Below are 17,142 nucleotides of genomic sequence, written 5' to 3' on the forward strand. Positions count from 1 at the left end.
AGATCCTTAGGTTTTAAAGGGAGAAGGTTTTTTGGCTGGAGGGTTTTCTTTTTCAAGTCCGGTCTGTATTAAACGGACCATTTGATCGCTTATCGAAATTTGATTATTCAGACTTTTGGGCCTCACTTTCCCAAAATCTTATTTTTTGACATGGGTACTTTTTTGAAAAAAAGATAATGTAAGATCGATTTCGTAAATAATTCCGCAATTTTTTAGGGCAGGATGGCTATATACCGCATAAAAATTTACTTTCGATTAGATTTTGTATCAACTTATTTTGCCAGACCCTGTACTATCTCCAAACATGAAAATAGGAGTCATCAAAGAAACCAAAGAATTTGAGAAGAGAGTTGCCCTTAGTCCCGAAGTCGTCAAATTGCTTAAAAAGAAGGAATTTGAGGTTTTGGTACAAGCAGGAGCCGGAGAAGCCTCCAACTTTTCAGACCTAGATTATCAAAATGCCGGCGCCGAGGTTGTTCCTCTCGAAAAGGTCTTCGAAGCGGACGTTATGCTCAAGGTAAATCTTCCCACATTGGAAGAGATCGCCAAGATGAAGCCCAAATCCTCCTGCATTTCCTACATGTATGCCTATCAGCATCCAGAGGTGATCGAAGCACTCAATGCCAAGTCCATCCAGTCTTTTTCCATGGATGCTGTGCCAAGAATATCCCGGGCCCAAAAGATGGATGCGCTTTCTTCCCAGGCCAATTTGGCTGGATATAAAGCTGTCCTGTTGGGAGCCAATCACCTTGGGAAGATTTTCCCGCTGATGATGACGGCTTCAGGGACCATCACGCCTGCCAAAGTCCTGATTTTCGGAGCCGGAGTAGCAGGTTTGCAAGCGATAGCTACCGCAAAAAGACTGGGAGCAATCGTAGAATGTACCGATGTGCGTCCTGAGACCAAAGAACAGGTTGAATCCTTAGGAGGAAGATTCCTGACCGTAGAAGGTGCAGAAGGAGTGCAAGTAGAAGGCGGCTATGCCAAGGAAGTCTCCAAAGAATATCTGGAAAAGCAACAGCAACTGATTCGGGAAAAAATCAAAGAGGTCGATTTGGTCATTACCACTGCCTTGGTGATGGGCAAAAAGTCTCCGATTCTGGTCACTGAGGACATGGTCAAATCCATGAAAATGGGGTCTGTGATTGTCGATATGGCTGTAGAATCCGGTGGAAATTGTGAAATCTCAGTGAAAAATGAAACCGTCGTCAAGCATGGAGTCACGATCATCGGAGAGTCCAATTTGCCTTCTCTTTTGCCTGTCAATGCCAGTCAGCTCTATGCGACCAATATCAGCACGCTTTTGCTTCATTTGGCAAATTCGAATGGATTTACCTTCGATCCTGAGGAGGAAATTGCCAAAGGCGTTTTGATCACCCAAGAAGGGCAGTTGGTTCATGCCTTTACAAAAAGTATTCTCAACCCTTAGACCCTGAAAAATTATGGATACTGCAGCACTGTTGATGTTGATCTATGTTTTGGTTCTGGCCAGTTTTCTGGGCTTTGAACTGATTTCCAAAGTTCCTCCGACCCTTCACACGCCTCTGATGTCCGGATCCAATGCGATTTCCGGTATCACCATAGTTGGCGCCCTGATCGCTACCAGTGAAATGGGATTTACCACCATGAGCAAATGGTTGGGGATGTTCGCTTTAGTTCTGGCTACCATCAATGTGGTGGGCGGATATGCTGTTACTGATCGTATGCTAAAAATGTTTAAGAAGAAATGAGCAGCATTGTACAAATAGCGTATTTGGTAGCCTCCATCCTTTTTGTGATGGGGATCAAGTTTTTGGGGAAAACCAAGGATGCCCGAAAAGGGAATTTCCTATCTGCGGTCGGAATGCTGATCGCGATCATAGCGACTCTTGTCACGCTGGATATACTTTCCTTTGTGGAGATGTTTGCCTGCATGCTGATCGGGGGAGCGATTGGGCTTTACTATGCTAAAAAGGTAGAAATGACCCAAATCCCCGAAATGGTTGCATTATTTAATGGATTTGGAGGGATGGCTTCTTTGGCGGTGGCTCTTTCTGATCATTTTCTGAAAACAGAAGTTCTTCAAACTGAAATTGATACAGTCAATTCCATCAGTATCATTGCCTCTGTGCTGATTGGTGGTGTGACTTTTACCGGTTCGATAGTAGCTTGGCTGAAACTCAATGGAAAGGTTTCTGGCCAGCCCATCACCTTCAGTGGGCAGCATTTGTTGAACCTGCTACTTCTCCTGACCTTTTTGGGAGTAGGTGTGATGACTTACCTGTTCCAGATTGAGCCGATTTACATTACCATATTAGTGGTGATCGCCTTGCTGGTGGGAGTGTTGATCGTCATTCCGATAGGGGGAGCAGATATGCCGGTAGTTATTTCTTTGTTGAATTCTTATTCCGGAATGGCTGCTTGTGCCACAGGTTTTATCCTAAACAATAACGTGTTGATTGTTGCAGGTTCATTGGTTGGTGCATCAGGACTTATTCTGACTCAGATCATGTGTAAGGCCATGAACCGGTCCCTCATGAATGTGTTGTTAGGTGGCTTTGGTCAGACCTCTGCCGCCGGTCCTCAGGATGGCCCTCAGATTGTGGTCAAAGAAGTCGGTGTAGAGGAAGCGGCTATGCTATTTGATTCCGCTTCTTCAGTCATCATCGTTCCGGGATACGGAATGGCAGTTGCTCAGGCACAGCACGTGATCCGTGAGCTGATGGAGCAGTGCGAAAAGCGGAATATTCAATGCCGTTTTGCGATTCACCCGGTAGCGGGTCGGATGCCAGGCCACATGAATGTGCTATTAGCAGAGGCCAATATCAGCTATGACAAGCTGATCGAAATGGAAGCGATCAACGATGATTTCAACAATACCGACTTGGTCTTTGTGGTAGGAGCCAATGACGTGGTAAACCCTGCCGCTAGAACTAATCCTCAAAGCCCGATTTTCGGCATGCCAATCTTGAATGCAGACAAGGCCAGAACCGTCATTGTGTCCAAAAGAAGTATGGGTAAGGGATACGCCGGTATCGAAAACGAGCTCTTCGGATTTCCAAACTGCTTGATGCTGTTTGGCGATGCCAAGCAGACCATTACCAAAGTAGTGGGAGAGATGAAGGAAATGGCCTGATTAATTGGCAAAATAATTGCCTAATTTGAAGTATGTATCTTTCATTCCTTACTTATTTGATTTTGCCCTTTTTCCTGTTTTGGAATCAAGTTCAATACAGTGAATTAATCGGATCTTGGCAGTTGACTTATTTTGACGGAATTGAAAACATCGTCAAATCGGCTGATTACCAAAATGCTTCCAGTGCCCAGCGGGCGAATATGGATGCCAAAATCAAATACCGTTTAGAAAGCACGGTTTACCAATTTGTGGAAGGGGATACTTTAAAATTTATTGATTTTGTCAACCAAAAAGTAGTTCAGAAGACGGCAAAAGTTGAATTAAGAGATGGGGAGATCTTGGTGATCCATGAAGAGGACCAAGACCGATTGGCAAAGATTATTGAGTTGACACCCCAGAAACTGGTTTTGCTGCCAATCAGCGCCACTTCCAAATCGGGAAAAATGGTATTTGAAAGAATTCCGGAAAAGAAATAATTCACCCTTGAAATAGACCAAAGCCTCAGGAGATTCTTCTGAGGCTTTTTTAATTATGTTATGACTGAATTATAAATCCGTCATTTTGATTCAGAAAGCTGTTATTCCCTTGAGTTGATTATTTGACAAATCATCATCATCAAATTTAATATCAAGAACATAGGTTAAGTCTTTGCCTTTTTTTGGATAGGTGGTTTTTTGGGATTTATAGAGTACAGACTGGCCAGGTTTAAGTTCTTGGGTGTCCCGGTCAAAGCTGATCACTTTTCCATTGACTTTAAAATCCAATTTGTAACTATCAGCAGCTATGGTTGTAGTTCCTGAATTAGTGATTTTGTAGCTGTAATATACTCCATTCATTGAAGTACGGTATTCCTTTACTTCTAAGGCTTTAATATCAGTTCTAGGTGTTTCCTTATTGGTTCCTGCTAGGAGGCCTAACCCGAGTAGTGCGATGCTAAATAGTTTCATAAATGACATTTAAGTTGTTTACCAAAGTAAAAAAATATCACTAAAAAAAAAGTCTATTTAAGCAGTTTTATTTTGAATTCATTTTTTTGATCCTCAGAATCCTAATTCTAGTTGTTTGGGTAATAATCGAAAGCTTTTTCGGTGCCAAATGGTTGGTCCATGCTTTTCGATACCCTCGCGATGCACCTGAGTTGGGTATCCTGCATTTCTTTCCCAGCCAAAATAAGGATATTCCTGGGCTAGATTTTCCATCAATTCATCCCGGTAAACTTTCGCCAAAATAGACGCAGCTGCAATGGAAGCGAATTTTCCGTCACCTTTGATTACACAGGTAAAGGGGAGCTTCAGGTCTGATCTCCATCGATTTCCGTCAATCATTAAATGCTCAGGCTGTACCGAGAGCTGAAGAACTGCCCTTTTCATCGCCAAAAACGAGGCGTTCAGAATGTTGATCTGGTCGATTTCCTCTACGCTGGCCTCGGCAATTGCCCAAGCAAGGGACTTTTCCTTGATCTCTAGAATCAATTCTTCCCGGTTGGATTTGCTGAGTTTTTTGGAGTCATTTATCCAGGGATTGGAATAATCCTGGGGTAGGATTACCGATGCGGCCACGACAGGTCCGGCAAGGCAGCCTCGCCCTACCTCGTCGCATCCAGCTTCCAGACGATTAGCTTCTAAAAAGGGGAGTAGCATGGATTTCTTCCGGATAAGATCTTGGCTTATAATATTTGTGGATCATTTCCGCCACGAGAGCAGTCCAGCCGGTTTGGTGAGAAGCCCCAAGTCCACGGCCATTGTCTCCATGAAAATACTCGTAAAACAGGATATGATCCTTGAAGTGAGGATCCTCTTGAAACTTCTTGTGAGTTCCGAAAACCGGGCGATGACCATTTTCATCCCGGGAGAAAATCCTGATATTTCGCATGGAAAGTTCTCTAGCTATAATATCCAATGTAAGATAATTGCCGGATCCTGAAGGATATTCGATGGAAAAATCTCCTCCATAGTAGAAGTCAAACTTCTTCAAGGACTCGATGATCAGGTAATTGATCGGAAACCAGATTGGCCCCCTCCAATTTGAGTTGCCTCCAAACATCCGGGTGTCGGACTCTCCGGGAGTGTATTTAATCGAAAGCACATCCCCATTAATCTGCATCGCATAAGGATTTTTCTCATGGTATTTGGAAAGCGAGCGGATTCCGTACTCACTGAGGAATTCATCCGAGTCCAGCATTCTTTTGAGGACATTTTTCATCCGATGACCTCTCATCAGGGAGAAAAGCCTTCTCTTGTCATAGCCGGGCTGAATCCAGCTGGATACCAAGGCCGCCAGCTTGGGTTTTTCCCGTAGGAAAAAGTCCAGACGTTTTTTGAACTCGGGGAGGTTGTCAAACAAGTCCTCCCGGATCGGTTCTACCGCAAAAAGCGGAATCAAACCAACAATGGATCTTACCTTGAGCTTTTTGGGGTCTTTTCCTTCTAAATGGAAAACATCATAGAAGAAGCTGTCCTCATCGTCCCAAAGCGAGATGTGCTCCGAGGAAATGTTATTCATCGCCCCGGCGATATAGAGGAAATGCTCCAGAAACTTGGTGGCGCTAAACTGATATACAGTATTGTATTCGCACAGATCCAGTGCTATTCGAAGCATGTTCAGGGAAAACATGGCCATCCAACTGGTCCCGTCAGCTTGCTCAAGTTTGCCTTTGTAATGCTGGGCATGGCTTCTGTCAAAGAGGGAAATGTTATCCAATCCCAAAAAGCCACCCTCGAAAATGTTATTCCCCTCGCTGTCTTTTCGATTGACCCACCAGGTGAAATTCAGCATTAGCTTATGCATAGCTCGCTCCAGGAATTCCTGGTCACCTTTGCCACCGTTCAATTTTTTATCAATCTGATAAACTCGCTGCACGGCATAAGCATGGACGGGTGGATTCACATCCGAGAAATTCCACTCATAAGCTGGAATCTGCCCGTTAGGATGCATATACCATTCGTTGAGGAGGAGCAAGAGTTGGTTTTTTGCAAATTCCGGATCAATTCGGGCAATCGGGATGCAATGGAAAGCCAAATCCCAAGCCGCATACCAAGGGTATTCCCATTTGTCTGGCATGGAAATAATGTCATAATTCTGCAAGTGGCGCCAATGCTGGTTGCGGCCTTTCTTGCGCTGTGGAGGGGGAGTGTACCTGCCCGGATCTCCATCCAGCCACCGGTTGACATCGTAATAGTAAAACTGCTTGGACCACATCAGTCCCGCAAAAGCCTGCCTTTGGATGTGCCTGTGGTCTTCGTCAGTGACACGGTTTTGGATGGTCTCATAAAACTCATCCGCCTCTTTTTTACGCTGAGTAACGCTTTCATGGCAGGACTTTAAAGGTTCCTCGGTCATTTGGTGCTGCATTCTCACCTTGACTTGGTGCATGCCGCCAGCAGGAATTTCGAGTTCGTAGATCGCAGCTGCCTTGGTACCGGTATGGTTGGGGTTTAACTTGCTGCTGTCTCCATGAACGATGTAATCATTTACTCCGTCCTTGGTGAATTTTCTTTCATTGGGAATGCCATAGAGCCGCTCCCGATTAGTCTCATTATCACAGAAGACTAATTCGTCATTTCCGCAAAAAGAGAAAATGTAATTTCCGGATTTAGGATTGAAAGCCTTCAGCGTGTGCTGGTCAATCTTACTGAGCTTGGGCATAAACGGCTCATGGCCCGTAAACCAGGTTTTTCGAAGCCAAATAGTAGGCATCACCCATATTTTAGCCGCTTCAGGACCCCGGTTGTGGATAGTGGCTACTGCAAAAATATCCTCAGCGTCCTCTTTGGCGTATTCAATAAAAATGTCAAAATATCGATCCTGATCAAAAATCCCGGTGTCGATCAATTCGTACTCTGTCTGAAGCTTTCCGGCTTTTTTGTTTTCATCAATAAGCTTTTGGTAGGGGAATTCCGCCTGAGGATACTTGTACAGCATCTTCATATAGCTATGCGTAGGAGTAGAGTCCAGGTAGTAATAGATTTCCTTGACGTCTTCTCCATGGTTCCCTTGATTTCCGGTCAGACCAAATAGCCTCTCTTTGATGAATGGGTCTTTTCCATTCCAAAAGGCCCAGGCAAGACAGGTTTTTTGCTTATGGTCAGAGATACCACCAATTCCTTCTTCTCCCCAACGATAAGCCTTGCTTCGGGCCTCATCATGGGTGACATTTTCCCAGGCTGCTCCGTCTGGGCTATAATCTTCACGAACGGTTCCCCATTGTCTTTCCGTGAGATAGGGACCCCACTTTTTCCAATGCTTCTTCCGCTCTTTATCCTCCTGTAATCTTATATATTCAGCTGACATGTAGGCTTTCCAAGGTTGGGCAAGTTTCGAAATTAGGAGATTCTGGGTATTAACTCTAAAGAAAATTAATAGGTTTTTTATTCTACACTTGTAGAACAAAATTATTATTCTACATTTGTAGAACAAGGAAATCGTTTGATATATGAAATTATCGGGGGCAGAAGAGGAATTGATGAATTATTTGTGGGAATTAAAAAAAGCCTACTTAAAGGACTTATTGGAAAAATATCCAGAGCCGAAGCCCGCCATGACTACTATTTCCACGCTTTTGAAGCGAATGCAGGACAAAAACTTTGTGGATTATCAGACGGAGGGAAAGGCCAGACTTTATTTTCCGCTGATCAGTAAGGAGAATTATTTTGCCAAGCATCTTCAAGGCCTGATCAAAAACTTTTTCAATGATTCCCCAGCTCAGTTTGCTTCATTTTTTGCGAGACAGACTGACTTGAGTGACTCCCAGCTTGAAGACCTGAAGTCCATGATTGATGATCAACTTAATCGGAAGAAATAATGGAATACTTAGTCAAATCCATTCTGTGCTTACTTCTCTTATTGCTGTTTCACCGCTTGGTGCTTCAACAGGAAGTCTTGTATCGTTTCAATCGCTTTTTTCTTTTGGGGGCAGTTGTAGGATCTTTCCTGATTCCTTTGGTAATACTTGAGGTAGAGCAAAAACCTACCCCTGAGATGGCAGCTTCGCTCATCTACCCGGAAGTTGACCAAGTTTATCACACTTCTGAATCAACCGAAAGCCAAATTCCTCTTGAGATGGAGACAATTCCGACACCGCATGAAGTGAAAATTCCATGGGCAGAGTTGGCTTGGGGGATTTATGGGATTGGTGTTTTAGTCTTTTTGTACCGGTTTATTCGGAATATCCATGTGATCAATGACCAAATTCAAAAGAATCTTCGAATAACATATCGGCAGGAAACACTAGTTCTCCTTAACGACTTTGTTTCTCCTTATTCTTTTCTACACTACATTTTCTACCCAAAATCATCCTTTGAAAAAGAAGGAATTCCCGAAGCGATTTTTCTTCATGAGCAATGCCATGTAAAGGAAAAGCACAGTTGGGATATTCTATTTCTGGAATTTTTGCTTATCCCATTTTGGTTTCATCCGGGTTTGTATTTGGCGATTCAGGCCATTCGCCTCAATCATGAATTCATAGCTGATCAACAGGTAGTTAAAACAATGCCAATCCCGGACTACCAGCATTTATTGATTTCAGTGCTTTCAGGAACAAAAGGGTATTCCCTTGGAAGTAGCCTAAACTTTTCCCTCACCAAAAAACGATTTTCCATGATGAAGAAGACGTCAAAACCCGGAATTAAAATTTTAAAGTTGGTCAGCTTAGTTGTCTTTTTAGGTGTAATCGTTGCCCTATTTGCAGAAAAAGTAGCAGTCAGTGAGCCTCTAGAAAATTCACATCAAGCGACTGATTCCTCCATAACAGAGCAGCCAAAAATCATCTCTCTCAATATCAATGAGTCTGGAGAGATTTTTCTAGGTGATGAGAAAATGACCACTGAGCGTCTTACCCAGCACCTGGCAAGTTTCAAGGGAAAAGAATTGGTAGTTTCCTTGAATGCATTTGCAGGAACCGAAATGGGAGAAATCGCTGATCTTCAGGAGATGCTTAAGCAAAATGAAGTTCGGCGGATTTATTTTCAAAAGGACAATGGTCAATCCGAAAACACAGGGACGCAGACCCAACGCGATCGGATGTATCGGAATGCGATTTTTTTGATTGAAAGCAAGGAGATGGACTATACTCAAAAGACCTACGACCAGCTTTCGGAAAAAGAAAAGATCGGGTTACTATTTCCTGATAAACCAGTAGAAAAGAAAAGACCTAATGCGACGATTTTTGAGTCCTGGAAAAACAAAGATGAATTTGCGCTTTGGATTGATGGGAAATCGGTGGACAATTCGGTTTTAACTAAATACCAGCCTGAGGATTTTGATTGGTTTTTTCAATCTGGAGTGAAAGCCAATGCCCGTTCCGAGCGGTTTCCACAGCCTTTTCAGGTTTATTTATATTCACCGCAATACTTTGAAGAGAGCTTTGGGCCTGATTCCGAGATGTTTCGGCCACGTACCAACAGGGATACCATTACAATTACTCAGCGAAATATGACTTCAATGAAGGATTTATCCCGATATCCTGACCCAACGACCGCCTATTTGCAAAAAAATGCCTATTACGAGAAGCTGAGAACTTCAAGAAATATCTATGCTAACAAGACTTCGGAGGAAAAAGCCTTACTAAGAAAGTTGTACGAGGAATTGAAACTTTACTATGATCAGGCAACCGACGCAAAAAGAAAACAACTGAAAGAGCCGATTCTACCAGATTCTGATCGAAAAAGATTTGATTATTCATCTGAGGGTTCCTCTGAAAAAATCACTTCTGTCTCAAATCCAATTAATAGGGGAATTGAAAGGTCTTATTCCTTTGTATATGCTTCGGGTGGGATGCCTTTGGACGAGTATTTAGTTAGATATGGTCAATTCCAAACCAAAGTCAATGAAAATCGACTTTTCACCATGCCTTCCAATACTGAAATCGAGGCATTGAGAAAGGAATTTGATGCACTTCAGGCTAGCTTTTTGAAACTATCTCTCGAGGAAAGAAAAAAAGTGCGGCGAGCTAGCTTTCCTTATGCCCGAATCGAAAAAGAAGGTTTGGTTATCTACAAAAAATTCGAAGATCTCACAGAGGAAGAACGTGCTACCATGACAGGATGCTAAAGGCCTAGCCAAAGACTGGGGAAGAATCAAATTCCTCGTCAGGATTTTTCACACCACTTTCTTGCTCGGTTGATACAATCAACTCACTAAGGATACTCAGCCAGGAATCAACCCATTGATGAAATTGAAAGGATGCTTCGGTATCCTTTTTTTCTACCTTTTCTAAAAGAGAAAAATCAAAAGAGCTGGATGCTATTCCTGCTCCAGAGGCCTCTCCATCCAAAGCATTGCAAGCTTGCTCATATTGCCCAGCCACCGGAATCATCAGGACAGGCTTTCTCAAATACATCGCTTCGCAAACCGATTCAAATCCTGCGGTACAAGCCAAGCCTTTGCAAGCGGCCATATCTTGCAGAAATGTTTGGTCATTAACGCGGTGAAAGGAAAGATTGGGAAGCGGATTTTCGATCGGTTTGGCGGATTTCTTATCCCAATATGCTTTGATTTTTACCAGTGGATTTGATTTAGCAAAGGCCAAAATTTCTTCCCCATACCCTGGATTTACCATATAGGCCAGGTAAAAATCTTCACTTTTTACCTCAAGTTTTTTCACCTCTTTTCTCAGTAAGGGAGGGACTACCCTGACTTTGGGGTTAATCAATTTGATTTTTGGGAGAAAGGATAGCGCCAAAACCTCATCTGATCCCAAAGCCGTAAGGTGGGTATTGAGTTGAAAAAGGAATTTGTCCCAAGGTTTTCCTTTGGCAAAAAGGAAATCTGGATGATAGATTAAATATTGATGCCCGATCACCCAAAATCTTGAGGATGGTCGGAATAGAAAATTGTAGAGCCCACCCAAAAGGTCATAAAAATTGAGGATTACATCAGGGTTTCGGGATTCAACGACTTGGTGTATGGTTTTCAAGCTTTTCCAAAAAGTAGGAGTCTGCAAGGCGTTTTTTCGAATAGTTTTTCCGAGGAGGATTTTCTTTTGCTTTTTGTCGGCGACGAAGTTTGGACTATCGACCAAATGGATGGGTGCTTTGATCTCTCTGGAAAAGAAATCAGGTATCTCCCTTCGTTTGCTTTTACCCACTATAACGCCGCAAACTTCGTGGCCTTGACTTCTCAGAAGGTGATAGAATGCGATGGCTTGGGTCATATGCCCCCTGCCTTCTCCCTGGACGATAAAAAGGAATTTCATTAGAATCGGAAGGAAGGCGGATTCAGGTCCTCGTGATTTCTACTGTCAAAGGAAACTTGCCTCAATGGCAATACAGAAGTTTCCTCTACCGAAGGGTTCTTTTGCTCCAAAACCCGGACTTTTGGAAATTCAATTTCCCGATAATAGATCAGCTGCCAGTTGCCCTCATGATCTTCAGCCAAGGCACTCATGGTTTCTACCCAGTCACCGGAATTGAGGTAATGAATTCCATCGATCATCCGGTTTTCGGCTTTATGGATATGCCCACAAATGATTCCGTCACAGCCTTTGGCTTTGGCCATTTTGGCAAGTTCAGTTTCGTAATCATCGATGTAGGAAACGGCTTTTTTGACTTTTCCCTTGATGTATTGGGAAAGTGAAAAGTAAGGGAGGCCGGACTTGAAGCGGTAATAGTTGACTATTCGATTGAGCCAGAGAAGAAAGGTGTAACCCATATCTCCCAGATAGGCTATCCAGCGGAGATTCGTGGTGATGGAATCAAAGACGTCTCCGTGCGTGATAAAATATTTTTTTCCCTGGGATTCATAGGTCATATCGGTAAGGATAGAAAGTTTACCGATCTGTAAGGGGAGAATTTGATCCAGAAAATCATCGTGATTGCCTCTCAGGTAGAAGACATTGGTTTGATGATTATCGATCATTTTGAGGATCCTGTTGAAAAAGCGGGTGTGCTTTCTTTTCCAACTACCGGATTTTTTGAGCTGCCAACCATCGATGATGTCTCCGTTAAGGATGAGGTTTTCGCATCGGTATTGCTTTAGAAACCGGACGATTTCCTTTGCTTTCGAGCCTTTTGTCCCCAAATGCACATCAGAAATGACGATGGTTTTGTAGGATGTTTTCATTTCCCAGGATTTTACTCGAAAGCTAGGGACTCAGTGTAAATCCAAGATGTTTTGGTTGTTACCAATTTGTTTTGAATTCGAAATATTCTTTGGTGAATATGACTGGGATGTTAACAAACTTAGAGAATCTCCTGGAGTGTTGGCTTGTGATTTAATCAGGAATTCCGCTCTAGGAATTACTTAAGCGGTATTTATCCTTCCTATTCCGATTTTTAGTTTCGTACCCAAGAAATATAAACTCAAATGAGAAAAGCATTACTACTAGTCGGGATGATCTTGGCCTCCGTGTCAGGGTATTCTCAGGAAAAAGTCTATCCAGGGAACTATGAGTTGGCAGCCCGTTTTTCTCCGGAAAAACTGAAAAAAATGATTTTTTCCACCAGTGTGGATCCGCATTGGATGAAGAAATCCGATCGCTTTTGGTACGAATATGAGACTACAGACGGCAAAAGTTGGTACGTGGTAGATCCTGTGAGGAAGACGAAAACGCAACTTTTTGACAAAGACAAACTGGCAGCCGAAATCACCAAGGCGGTGAAAGATCCCTTTGACGGGCAGCACCTGAAGCTGGATGATTTAAAGCTGATGGATGACGAAAACACGATTCGATTCAAGGTCAAAAGCACGGCAGACGTGCTGAAATCTGACTGGGCTGAGATCAAAGAGAAAAACAAGAATGCCAAGGATTCCATGGAAAAAAAGGTTCATACCTTTCTCTACAATATCAGCACCCAACAACTGACCGAGATCACAACCGAAAAGGATCCTAAGCGCCTGGCTTGGGCTAATATCGCTCCGGATTCCTCCCGAGTGGTATACATGAAAAACCACAACCTTTACTGGATGGATAAAGCCAACTTTCTAAAGGCCGTCAAGGATGAAAAAGACTCGACGATTGTCGAAAACCAGTTGACTAAAGATGGAGAAAAGGACTATTCCTATGGCTTTGACGGACGTGGAGATGACAATGTAGAAGAGGAAAAGAAAAAGGACGACCGCAAACGCGTCGGAGCACTATGGAGTGCAGACAGCAAGCAGTTTATTCTGACCCGTACTGACCAGCGCAGCGTAAAGGATCTATGGGTAATCCATAATACTAAAAATCCAAGACCCACGCTGGAGACTTACAAGTATGCGATGCCGGGAGAAAAAGAACAGCCAAGAACGGAGCTGTATCATTTTTCTTTCAGCACTATGGAATTGAAGCAGTTGCCTATCGCAACTTTTAAGGATCAGACAGTTTCCATTTGGTCCACCACACCTCCGACCAATACCCGGGACGATGATTTCCGTCCGGCCATTTGGTTGGGCGATTTGAATGAGTTCTATTTTGCGCTTACTTCCAGAGATCTGAAAAAAGTGGATGTAATCCGTTGGAATATCGCCAAAGGCCAGAAAGAAGTGGTCATCGAAGAAAGAAGCAATACCTATATCGATTTTGAAAAACTTGAACTGGCAGGAAATGACCTAATCTGGTGGTCTGAGCGCGATGGATGGGGTCATTATTACCTCTACGGAAAGGACGGTTCTTTGAAACGTCAGCTGACTTCTGGACCCTTTCATACTGCTGGAGCTGCACGAGTGGATCTCAAGAATCGAAGACTTTTCTTCACGGCCAATGGTCGGGAAAAAGGAGAGGATCCCTACTATGAGCATTTGTACAGTGTGAGTTTGGACGGAGGTCCGGTGACTTTGCTGAATAGAGGCGACTTCAACCATGAAATCAGCATCAACGACAATGCTACTTTCTTTGTGAACAATTTCTCCAGAGTAAATACCACTCCAGCATCGGTACTTTATGATAGAAATGGGGTAAAAGTCATGGATCTGGAAACTGCAGATTTGAGCCAGCTTTTCGCAGCGGGTTATCAATTCCCTGAGCCTTTCAAATTCAAAGCGGATGATGGAATTACAGATCTCTATGGGGTGATGTACAAGCCATTCGACTTTGACTCCACTCGAAAATATCCGATCATTGAGTATGTCTATCCGGGGCCTCAGACCGAGGCGGTAAACAAGTCCTTCGGAAGAAGCATGGACCGAACGGATAGATTGGCACAATTTGGCTTCGTAGTGGTGACATTGGGCAACCGGGGAGGCCATCCATCCCGCTCCAAATGGTATCATAATTATGGCTATGGAGACCTGAGGGATTATGGATTGGCTGATAAAAAAGTCGCCGTGGAGCAATTGGCAGACCGCCATGACTTTATCGACCGAAATAGGGTGGGGATCCACGGACATTCAGGTGGAGGATTTATGTCCACTGCCGCGATGCTCGTCTATCCGGATGTATTCAAAGTGGCAGTTTCTTCTGCTGGAAATCACGAAAACAATATCTACAACCGCTGGTGGTCCGAAAAGCACCATGGAGTGAAGGAGCAAATTTCCCCTAAGGGAGACACCACCTTCGTCTATCAAATCGAGAAGAATCCTGATTTGGCAAAAAACCTAAAAGGACATCTGATGCTCAGCACTGGAGATGTGGATAACAACGTGCATCCGGCAGGAACCATCCGAATGGCCGAAGCTTTGATCAAAGCTGGAAAGCGATTTGAGTTTGTGATTCTTCCTGGGCAGAGACATGGTTATGGGGACATGACAGAGTATTTCTTCTGGAAAATGGGAGACTATTTTGTGCGCCATCTTTTGGGAGATAATACCCCGCCTCCAGTAGATATGATCGAGATGCAGAGGGATAAGCCGAAGGATAAGTAAGCAGTGAGCAGTCACAGGGGACAGTAGGCAGGAAGCAGATAAAAATGAATGTAGTCTGAAGGCTTTTTTCGCTAAGCTTTAAAAAATCAGAGGAAATCTGTGATTTTGATCCGTGCCTATCTGTGGGAAACTTTAAAGTTTGAGTTTTAAGAATTAAAAGCCCGGTTTCGAAAAGAAATCGGGCTTTTTGGTTTTTTGAGATCAGAATAAATCTAGTCGTATTTTTTGATTTGCAGAGTGTAATTCACCGAGTCATCAAATCCCTTAACCGGCATTCGGCTTTGTGGATCAGCCAATTTATAGGTAGGCATTCCGACTCTGAATTTCGGACTGGGTGAGAAATCCAATGTTCTTTCTGTGTAGAGACTTCTGGGCAAAAAGGTATAAGAGCTGTCTACAAGTATCCCCCCGGAATTCAAAGAGTCTAGTTTAAGAGATGGTTTCAATTTTTCGCCAATCAAAAGGCTGTCTTTGGAATAATTGAGCGTATCGCTAGTATGCTGCGCTAAGGCCATTCCAATAGTTCCCATAAATAGGATCAAAAAGCTTCCGATAATTTTCATATGCTAAACACTTGATTTACAAGGGTAGGTTTACGGATTGAAATAAGATTAGTTATAGGTTTGAAAAAAAATATTGACCGGATTAGATTTTCCATTGAGGTAAAATCAATTCCTTGACTTGCGAACATTATATTTTGAATAAAAAGGGATTAAGGTTTGCCCTCCCAAAGTGCTTTCTCTTCTATGATTTCATTTCGGAGAATTTCATTGATGTCGCCTTTGGCATTCAGTAGCAAATAAACCGTGGTTCCCGCCTCTCTGGCTAGAGGATGAGAGATTTTTCCTATTGTGGTGTGAGTTTCGAAAAAGCCGATTTCTCTCTCCGTCAAGGGCTCTTCCGCTATTCTCACCAAGATGAGATGCTTGATCGGTTCGTCCAGGTCAAACCAATACAAATAATCAGCATTCATCGTAAAGGCTTCCAAACCCGGAGTTTTGGCATAAAAATTAATCGCCCCGGCCTGTCCATAATTCCCGCAAAGGACTAATACCCTTCCCTGATCGGGAATTTGTGCGATTGCCTGATCCACCAAGCTTCCCAATTCACTCCAGCCCAGCATATCGGCAAAATCCTGGGGCAAGGGATATTCTTTCCCATCTTCCCATCGGTTCAATCCAAGCTTGGCATAATTCGGCGGTGAAACCAATATTTTTTCCGGCCCAACTGTAGGATGAATCAGGTTAAATGCCGGTAAAAACAGAATTATCGGCAATGCTAAAGCGACTGGACGAAGTTTGCTCCCGAAACTAAATCGGGTGGATTTTTCAACTCCGATTGCTCCCAAGCCCATTATAGCCGGGTAAAGTCCAAGGGCATAATATCCCTTGGCTTGGAAGAAAGCAAGAATGGTCAAAGTCAAGCCGTAGGCAACTATTATCCATCGGTGTGGCTTTCCCCAACTTGAAAACCAAACTGTAATCAATCCCGGAATCAACAATAGGAGGGAAGGATAGGTAAAAAGGGCTTGCTCCATCAAAAATCCACCGGCACTGTTGTTGACCAATTGATATTGGGTGAGCAGACGCATGTGGGTTAGGACAGGGAATCCATGGGTGATTTGCCAGATCAGATTAGGCAAGAAAAGTAAAAGTGCTAACCCAAGTCCTCCATAGAAATGCTTTTTTCGGAAAAGACGGGGCCGAAAAAGGAGTAAGGAAAGGAGAACACCAATGCCCAAAAAGGCAATAGAATACTTGTTAAGCATGCCTATTCCTAAGGAAGCACCAAGAAAATAAAGCCACTTTGGATTTGGTTCTTTTTCCCAACGAGCCACCGTGTAAATCACCAAGGTCCAGCATAAGATATCCACCGAATTGGGCTGATAAAGAAGGTTAAGCCTGATCATTGCCGAGCAAAGCAAAAAAATGGCAGAAAGACTTTGGGCAAAGAGCCCTCCGCCTAGTCGCTTGACCAGGTCCCACATGAGTACCAAGGTCAGTACTCCATAGAAAGTCGGAAAGAACCTCACCCAAAATTCCCCTCCTCCAAGCCAGTAGATCAGGACAGAGTTCCAAGATGTGAAGGGAGGAACAGAAAGGTATCCCCAAGCCAGGTGTTTAGCTTGGTCCAAATGCAAAAATTCATCCCGCTGCAGATCGTAATCCGGATGGACTGCCAAATATTGAAGCGCAAACTTGGCCAAAATGAAAAGGGACAGAAGAATTGATTCTTTTTTCATAGTTCTGGCG

General features: G+C 43.4%; 14 protein-coding genes. 7 read left to right on the forward strand and 7 right to left on the reverse strand.

What is annotated here, in order from left to right:
- Nucleotides 1–304 precede the first annotated feature (304 nt).
- From G458_RS0107260 to G458_RS0107275, 4 genes are read left to right on the forward strand one after another with little or no spacing between them, the layout of a single operon-like run.
- Entirely contained in the window at nt 305–1,429 is a 1,125-nt protein-coding gene (locus G458_RS0107260; protein ID WP_026951311.1) for a Re/Si-specific NAD(P)(+) transhydrogenase subunit alpha, read from the forward strand.
- A 13-nt stretch (nt 1,430–1,442) separates the two neighbouring features.
- A complete protein-coding gene (locus G458_RS0107265; RefSeq protein ID WP_026951312.1) occupies nt 1,443–1,730 on the forward strand; it encodes an NAD(P) transhydrogenase subunit alpha in 288 nt (95 codons plus the stop codon).
- A complete protein-coding gene (locus tag G458_RS0107270; RefSeq protein ID WP_026951313.1) occupies nt 1,727–3,115 on the forward strand; it encodes an NAD(P)(+) transhydrogenase (Re/Si-specific) subunit beta in 1,389 nt (462 codons plus the stop codon). Before G458_RS0107265 ends, G458_RS0107270 begins: the two co-directional genes overlap by 4 nt.
- Before the next feature lie 32 nt (nt 3,116–3,147).
- The gene (locus G458_RS0107275) at nt 3,148–3,591 is read left to right on the forward strand and encodes a hypothetical protein (RefSeq protein WP_026951314.1); all 444 of its coding nucleotides are present in this window, start codon (nt 3,148–3,150) and stop codon (nt 3,589–3,591) included.
- A 90-nt stretch (nt 3,592–3,681) separates the two neighbouring features.
- Here the strand turns inward: G458_RS0107275 and G458_RS20370 are convergent, their stop codons facing one another.
- The 3 genes from G458_RS20370 to G458_RS0107290 form a co-directional block, all read right to left on the reverse strand.
- The gene (locus G458_RS20370; RefSeq protein ID WP_051287105.1) at nt 3,682–4,062 is read right to left on the reverse strand and encodes a hypothetical protein; all 381 of its coding nucleotides are present in this window, start codon (nt 4,060–4,062) and stop codon (nt 3,682–3,684) included.
- A 93-nt stretch (nt 4,063–4,155) separates the two neighbouring features.
- A complete protein-coding gene (locus G458_RS0107285; RefSeq protein ID WP_026951315.1) occupies nt 4,156–4,755 on the reverse strand; it encodes a ribonuclease HII in 600 nt (199 codons plus the stop codon).
- A complete protein-coding gene (locus G458_RS0107290) occupies nt 4,730–7,405 on the reverse strand; it encodes an MGH1-like glycoside hydrolase domain-containing protein (protein WP_026951316.1) in 2,676 nt (891 codons plus the stop codon). The genes G458_RS0107285 and G458_RS0107290 overlap by 26 nt, the downstream gene beginning before the upstream one ends.
- A 142-nt stretch (nt 7,406–7,547) precedes the next feature.
- On the opposite strand from G458_RS0107290, the gene G458_RS0107295 reads away from it, so the two are divergent.
- The gene (locus tag G458_RS0107295; protein WP_026951317.1) at nt 7,548–7,916 is read left to right on the forward strand and encodes a BlaI/MecI/CopY family transcriptional regulator; all 369 of its coding nucleotides are present in this window, start codon (nt 7,548–7,550) and stop codon (nt 7,914–7,916) included.
- Complete coding sequence (locus G458_RS0107300) at nt 7,916–10,162, forward strand: M56 family metallopeptidase (protein WP_026951318.1); 2,247 nt, start codon at nt 7,916–7,918, stop codon at nt 10,160–10,162. Before G458_RS0107295 ends, G458_RS0107300 begins: the two co-directional genes overlap by 1 nt.
- A 4-nt stretch (nt 10,163–10,166) precedes the next feature.
- On the opposite strand, the gene G458_RS20375 is transcribed toward G458_RS0107300, so the two are convergent.
- Complete coding sequence (locus tag G458_RS20375; protein ID WP_084438835.1) at nt 10,167–11,306, reverse strand: glycosyltransferase family protein; 1,140 nt, start codon at nt 11,304–11,306, stop codon at nt 10,167–10,169.
- Complete coding sequence (locus G458_RS0107310; protein WP_026951319.1) at nt 11,306–12,172, reverse strand: UDP-2,3-diacylglucosamine diphosphatase; 867 nt, start codon at nt 12,170–12,172, stop codon at nt 11,306–11,308. The genes G458_RS20375 and G458_RS0107310 overlap by 1 nt, the downstream gene beginning before the upstream one ends.
- A 270-nt stretch (nt 12,173–12,442) precedes the next feature.
- Here G458_RS0107310 and G458_RS0107315 point away from each other — a divergent pair, with 270 nt between their 5' ends.
- The gene (locus G458_RS0107315) at nt 12,443–14,890 is read left to right on the forward strand and encodes a S9 family peptidase (RefSeq protein WP_407636952.1); all 2,448 of its coding nucleotides are present in this window, start codon (nt 12,443–12,445) and stop codon (nt 14,888–14,890) included.
- A 212-nt stretch (nt 14,891–15,102) separates the two neighbouring features.
- Here the strand turns inward: G458_RS0107315 and G458_RS0107320 are convergent, their stop codons facing one another.
- Both G458_RS0107320 and G458_RS0107330 read right to left on the reverse strand, forming a co-directional pair.
- A complete protein-coding gene (locus G458_RS0107320; protein WP_026951321.1) occupies nt 15,103–15,453 on the reverse strand; it encodes a hypothetical protein in 351 nt (116 codons plus the stop codon).
- Between the two features lie 149 nt (nt 15,454–15,602).
- On the reverse strand, nt 15,603–17,132 hold the full coding sequence (locus G458_RS0107330) for an ArnT family glycosyltransferase (RefSeq protein WP_026951322.1): 1,530 nt from the start codon (nt 17,130–17,132) through the stop codon (nt 15,603–15,605).
- Nucleotides 17,133–17,142 lie beyond the last annotated feature (10 nt).

It is taken from the genome of Algoriphagus mannitolivorans DSM 15301, from assembly GCF_000429425.1.
In the GTDB taxonomy this organism is placed as follows: Bacteria; Bacteroidota; Bacteroidia; order Cytophagales; family Cyclobacteriaceae; genus Algoriphagus; species Algoriphagus mannitolivorans.

What these genes read in the sequence shown, in the direction of transcription:
- G458_RS0107260 (WP_026951311.1), top strand. Translation starts at nt 305, where the DNA reads ATGAAAATAGGAGTCATCAAAGAAACCAAAGAATTTGAGAAGAGAGTT.
- G458_RS0107265 (WP_026951312.1), top strand. Translation starts at nt 1,443, where the DNA reads ATGGATACTGCAGCACTGTTGATGTTGATCTATGTTTTGGTTCTGGCC.
- G458_RS0107270 (WP_026951313.1), top strand. Translation starts at nt 1,727, where the DNA reads ATGAGCAGCATTGTACAAATAGCGTATTTGGTAGCCTCCATCCTTTTT.
- G458_RS0107275 (WP_026951314.1), top strand. Translation starts at nt 3,148, where the DNA reads ATGTATCTTTCATTCCTTACTTATTTGATTTTGCCCTTTTTCCTGTTT.
- G458_RS20370 (WP_051287105.1), bottom strand. Translation starts at nt 4,062, where the DNA reads ATGAAACTATTTAGCATCGCACTACTCGGGTTAGGCCTCCTAGCAGGA.
- G458_RS0107285 (WP_026951315.1), bottom strand. Translation starts at nt 4,755, where the DNA reads ATGCTACTCCCCTTTTTAGAAGCTAATCGTCTGGAAGCTGGATGCGAC.
- G458_RS0107290 (WP_026951316.1), bottom strand. Translation starts at nt 7,405, where the DNA reads ATGTCAGCTGAATATATAAGATTACAGGAGGATAAAGAGCGGAAGAAG.
- G458_RS0107295 (WP_026951317.1), top strand. Translation starts at nt 7,548, where the DNA reads ATGAAATTATCGGGGGCAGAAGAGGAATTGATGAATTATTTGTGGGAA.
- G458_RS0107300 (WP_026951318.1), top strand. Translation starts at nt 7,916, where the DNA reads ATGGAATACTTAGTCAAATCCATTCTGTGCTTACTTCTCTTATTGCTG.
- G458_RS20375 (WP_084438835.1), bottom strand. Translation starts at nt 11,306, where the DNA reads ATGAAATTCCTTTTTATCGTCCAGGGAGAAGGCAGGGGGCATATGACC.
- G458_RS0107310 (WP_026951319.1), bottom strand. Translation starts at nt 12,172, where the DNA reads ATGAAAACATCCTACAAAACCATCGTCATTTCTGATGTGCATTTGGGG.
- G458_RS0107315 (WP_407636952.1), top strand. Translation starts at nt 12,443, where the DNA reads ATGATCTTGGCCTCCGTGTCAGGGTATTCTCAGGAAAAAGTCTATCCA.
- G458_RS0107320 (WP_026951321.1), bottom strand. Translation starts at nt 15,453, where the DNA reads ATGAAAATTATCGGAAGCTTTTTGATCCTATTTATGGGAACTATTGGA.
- G458_RS0107330 (WP_026951322.1), bottom strand. Translation starts at nt 17,132, where the DNA reads ATGAAAAAAGAATCAATTCTTCTGTCCCTTTTCATTTTGGCCAAGTTT.